This is a genomic window from Streptomyces sp. NPDC054770 (assembly GCF_053611985.1).
Map to the genome: position 1 here is coordinate 1 of NZ_JBSHBL010000175.1, position 4,193 is coordinate 4,193.

Sequence of the window (4,193 nt, forward strand, 5' to 3'; positions counted from 1 at the left end):
ATGTGCTTTGAGCTCGCGGCTTCGGATATTAGTTTAAGCGACAGCCCCCCCCCCGCCAACGACACCCACGAAGCCCGCCCCGCCCCCGCCCCCGCCCACCGAAAACCCGCCCCGCCCGACGACCGCCCCCGCGTCCGGCGCCCCGCCGCGTCCGGCCGGCCCTCCGGCCCCCGGCACTTCACCACGTCCGACGGAGCCCGCGACGCCCGGCATCCCGCCGCGTCCGCCGGCCACCCCGGCATCCGGCACCCCACCGCGTCCCGCCGGGCCTCCGGCAGCCGGCACGCCGTCGCGTCCGGCAGGCCCCCCGGCGCCCGCCGGTCCACCGCGTCCGACGGAGCCTCCGGCGCGTCTCGACAGGACGCCGGGGACCGACGCTTCGAATCAGCCCGGTGCCCATCGGCCCGGTACCCAGGCGCCCGCCGCGCCGCCGCGTCCGGCCGAGGGTCCGGACAGCGGTGTCCGGACGCGTTCCGCGGCTTCGGCGGCGACCGGTACGGCGTTCCCCGGCGTCGACGGCCCCGCGCGCCCGGTGCCGGGAGCGCCGCCGCGGCCCTCGGCCGCTCCGGCCCCGGCCGCTTCCGCGCAGCCGTCGGCCCCGGCCCGCCCGGAGTCCGGCACTGTGCCGCATCCCGCCGCCGCTCCTGCCTCCTACCGCGACACCGCCCCGTCCGCCCACCCCCTCGGGCCCGCCCCGGATCCCTCGATGTCCTGGAGCTCCTCCGTGGGAACTCCCGGCCGGGACCGGCCCGTTGTGACGTTCGGTGAGCCCGAGGGGTACGACGAGCGAGGGCGGGGGCTGTCGTTGGCCGGTCGCGTGGCGCCTCGCACCGCCGCTGCCGCCGCCTGCGTGGTGCTCGGCCTCGGCCTCATCGGCGGCGCGGTGACCGGGGGCTGGATCGTCGACGACGGCGGTGACACCACCACGGCGACCAGCTTCAGCTCCGCCGCCGGCCTGTGGCACAACGTGCCCGTCGACGAACTCTTCCCGCCCACCGTGCAGGGCAACGGCGCCGGCCCCGGCGGAGCCGACCGCACCTGGACCCGGATCGCCGTCGCCCCCGCCACCGGCTGCACCGGCGCCTTCGACCCGCTGCTGCGCAAGGCACTCGCGCCCGTCGGCTGCCAGCGCCTGATCCGCGCCACCTACACCGACGCCACCCAGAGCTACGTGACGACCGTCGGCCTGCTGTTCACGAAGGCCGACCCGGCCGGGATGGCCGCCCTCGCCAAGCGGTTCACGACCGAGCGCCTGGACCGCCGTACCGACCTGGTGCCCCTCCCGTACGCCGCGAAGGGCACCGCCGCCGAGGGGTTCGGGCCGCACCAGCGCGCCTCCTGGACGATCTCCGTGCTCGACGACGCCCCGGTCGTCGCCTACGCCGTCTCCGGCTGGGCCGACGGCCGCAGCGTCGACACCCCGCAGCCCGCCGCCGACGCCGAGGTGTCCGGCGCCACCACGGCCGCGGCCCAGGCCGGCCTCGGCAACGAGGCGCAGGGCCTGGCCGACCGCATCGAACGGCGACTGCGCCAGAGCATCGCAGGACCGGCAACGGAGAAGCCCTCATGAAGCGCCGCGCAACCGGGGCCGCGGTGAGCCTGCTGCTGGCCGGCTCGCTCGCCCTGCTGCCGTCCACCACCGCCTACGCGGACAGCATCCGCGCCCAGCAGTGGGGCCTGTCCGCCCTGCACCTCGACGAGGCCTGGCAGACCACCAAGGGCAAGGGCATCACCGTCGCAGTCCTGGACACCGGTGTCGAGGCCGATCACCCGGACCTCGTCGGCAACGTCCTGGCCGCCAAGGACATGATCGGCTTCGGGGCCAAGCCCGGCGACCGCACCTGGGCCCGGCACGGCACCGCCATGGCCGGCATCATCGCCGGTCACGGCCATGGGGTCGGCGACCAGGACGGTGTGATGGGAGTGGCACCCGAGGCCAGGATCCTCCCCGTCCGGGTCATCCTCGAAGACGGCGACAGCGCCCGCGGCAAGGCCCGCTCCACCCGGGGCAACGCCCTCGCCGAGGGCATCCGCTGGGCCGCCGACCACGGCGCCGACGTCATCAACCTCTCCCTCGGCGACGACTCCAACTCGGCGCACCCGGAGCCCAGTGAGGACGAGGCCATCCAGTACGCCCTGAAGAAGGACGTCGTGGTCGTCGCCTCGGCCGGCAACGGCGGCGACAAGGGCGACCACATCTCCTACCCGGCGGCCTACCCGGGCGTCATCGCCGCCACCGCGGTGGACAAGTTCGGCACCCGCGCCGACTTCTCCACCCGCCGCTGGTACGCCACGGTCAGCGCGCCCGGCGTCGACATCGTCATCGCCGACCCGGACCACAAGTACTACGAGGGCTGGGGCACCAGCGCCGCCTCCGCCTTCGTCTCCGGCGCCGTGGCCCTGGTCAAGGCCGCCCACCCGGGCCTCACCCCGGCCCAGATCAAGAAACTCCTGGAGGACACCGCCCGCGATGCCCCGGCCGGCGGCCGCGACGACTCCCGGGGCTTCGGCATGATCGACCCGGCGGCCGCGATCAAGGCCGCGACCAAGCTGAAGACCCAGAACCTGACATCGGCGTCGTACGACAAGAAGTACTTCGGCTCCGGCCCGGACCCGGAGGAGAAGCCGTCGAGCGCGACGGACTGGGCAGCCCCGCAGGCCGCCGGCGCGGGCGGCGTCCTGCTGGTCTCGGCGGTGGTCATGTGGCGAGGCCGCCGCAGGAATGTCTGAATCCGCCCTGACTTCTTGAGATGCCCCAGGGGAATCGCGCCCCAAAGGGGCGCGGGGAACTGCGCGCCCAGCCCCTACGCACCAGCACCCGCCCGCGAACCCCTGAACCCTCCCCCTACCGCGAAGCCGCAGCGGACGCCGACTCGGAAGACTCCGTGAACGCCCCCACCGCCGCCTTCGCAGCCGCCTCCACCAGCGAAATCCCCTTCGCCTGACTCACGGTCCCCTTCGACAGCACGGCGACCAGACAGTCCGTCCCGTCCGCCGTCACCCGCCCGATGCTGTTGACGTCCCACAACCCCGTCGTGCTCCGCGCCAGCCACCCGTTCTTCAGCGCGAACCCCGAACCGTCGGCGGCGGCCGACACCCCCCACCGCTGGTCCGACTCGACCGTCTTCATCAGCCCCTGGACGTAGGCCCGCGAGGCCGCGCTCAGCTTCGAGTCGTCCCCGAACACCTGCTGCAGCAGGGTGAGTTGATCGGCGGCGGTGGTCTGTGTGAGCCCCCACAGCGCCCCGTCGCCGCCCTCCGTCCCGGTCAGCCCGAAGCGCTTGTTCGCCGCGTCCAGCCCCGCCGCCTTGCCGATGACGTCCCACAGCTCGGACGCCGACGTGTTGTCGCTGTTCTCGATCATCTTCGTGGCGTACGCCTTCTCCGTCGCCGTCAGATGCCGGCCGGCGTCCTGCGCCTGCAACAGCAGCGTCGCCAGGATGTCCACCTTGACGATGCTCGCGGTGTCGAAGGCCGAGTCGCCGTAGACCGCGCTGTCGCCGGAGTCCAGGTCGAGGACGGCCGCCGAGACCTTCGCCCCGGACGGCACGGTCACCTTTCCCATCGCCGAGCCCAGCAGCGCGTCCCGGTCCACGGCCGGCTCCGTCACGGGTTCCACCGATGTCTCCCCACTCGCCGAGGCCGATGCCGATGCCGAGGGGGACGGCGACGGCGACGCCGCCGAGGATACGGCGTTGTCGCGCGCGTGCGCCTTCACGTACACGGTGCCCGCCGCGGTGACACCGACGACGGCGACCGTGGCGAGGGAGACGTAGAGAAGGGCCCGGCGCCGGGGCCGGGCGCGGCGGGCCCGGCGGGATCCTGAGGTGGCTCTGGGGGAGTCCATGCCCGCGATGCTCGGGCCGGGGACTGTGTGAGCCGTTTGCTGGAAGTTAGAAGTAGGTCAGGGAAATCTGAGATTCCCGTGAAACCCGTGTCGAAGCGGTTTCGGGGGCCGCACAACCGCAGCAGCATCCCACCGATAGAGTCGGGGACCGTGGCGAACAAGAACATTCCCGACTCCGGCTACTCCGACGACGACGGCTCCGCCGACCCCCGGCTGTCCGCCGCGCTGGCCGCCTGGGCCGCGGACCGCGGCGCCGTCGGACCGGTCCTGGAGGCGCTGAAGGGCGCCCGGCTCCTGGTTCCGGTGGTCGCCGTGCTCGGTGAGGCGGAGGAGGACGAGAACGGGC

Annotated in this window: 4 protein-coding genes; 3 read left to right on the plus strand and 1 reads right to left on the minus strand. The window is 73.9% G+C overall.

The annotated features are described in order from the left end of the window. The first annotated feature begins 622 nt into the window (after positions 1 to 622). A complete protein-coding gene (locus ACWGKQ_RS51880; protein WP_453299128.1) occupies positions 623 to 1,570 on the plus strand; it encodes a hypothetical protein in 948 nt (315 codons plus the stop codon). Continuing rightward, positions 1,567 to 2,730, plus strand: coding sequence for a type VII secretion-associated serine protease mycosin (gene mycP, locus ACWGKQ_RS51885; RefSeq protein ID WP_453299129.1), 1,164 nt, complete (start codon positions 1,567 to 1,569; stop codon positions 2,728 to 2,730). The genes ACWGKQ_RS51880 and mycP overlap by 4 nt, the downstream gene beginning before the upstream one ends. A 115-nt stretch (positions 2,731 to 2,845) precedes the next feature. Here the strand turns inward: mycP and ACWGKQ_RS51890 are convergent, their stop codons facing one another. Beyond that, on the minus strand, positions 2,846 to 3,847 hold the full coding sequence (locus ACWGKQ_RS51890; protein WP_453299130.1) for a serine hydrolase: 1,002 nt from the start codon (positions 3,845 to 3,847) through the stop codon (positions 2,846 to 2,848). Between the two features lie 150 nt (positions 3,848 to 3,997). On the opposite strand from ACWGKQ_RS51890, the gene ACWGKQ_RS51895 reads away from it, so the two are divergent. Continuing rightward, on the plus strand, positions 3,998 to 4,193 hold a 196-nt coding region (locus ACWGKQ_RS51895; RefSeq protein ID WP_453299131.1), incomplete at its 3' end, for an SseB family protein.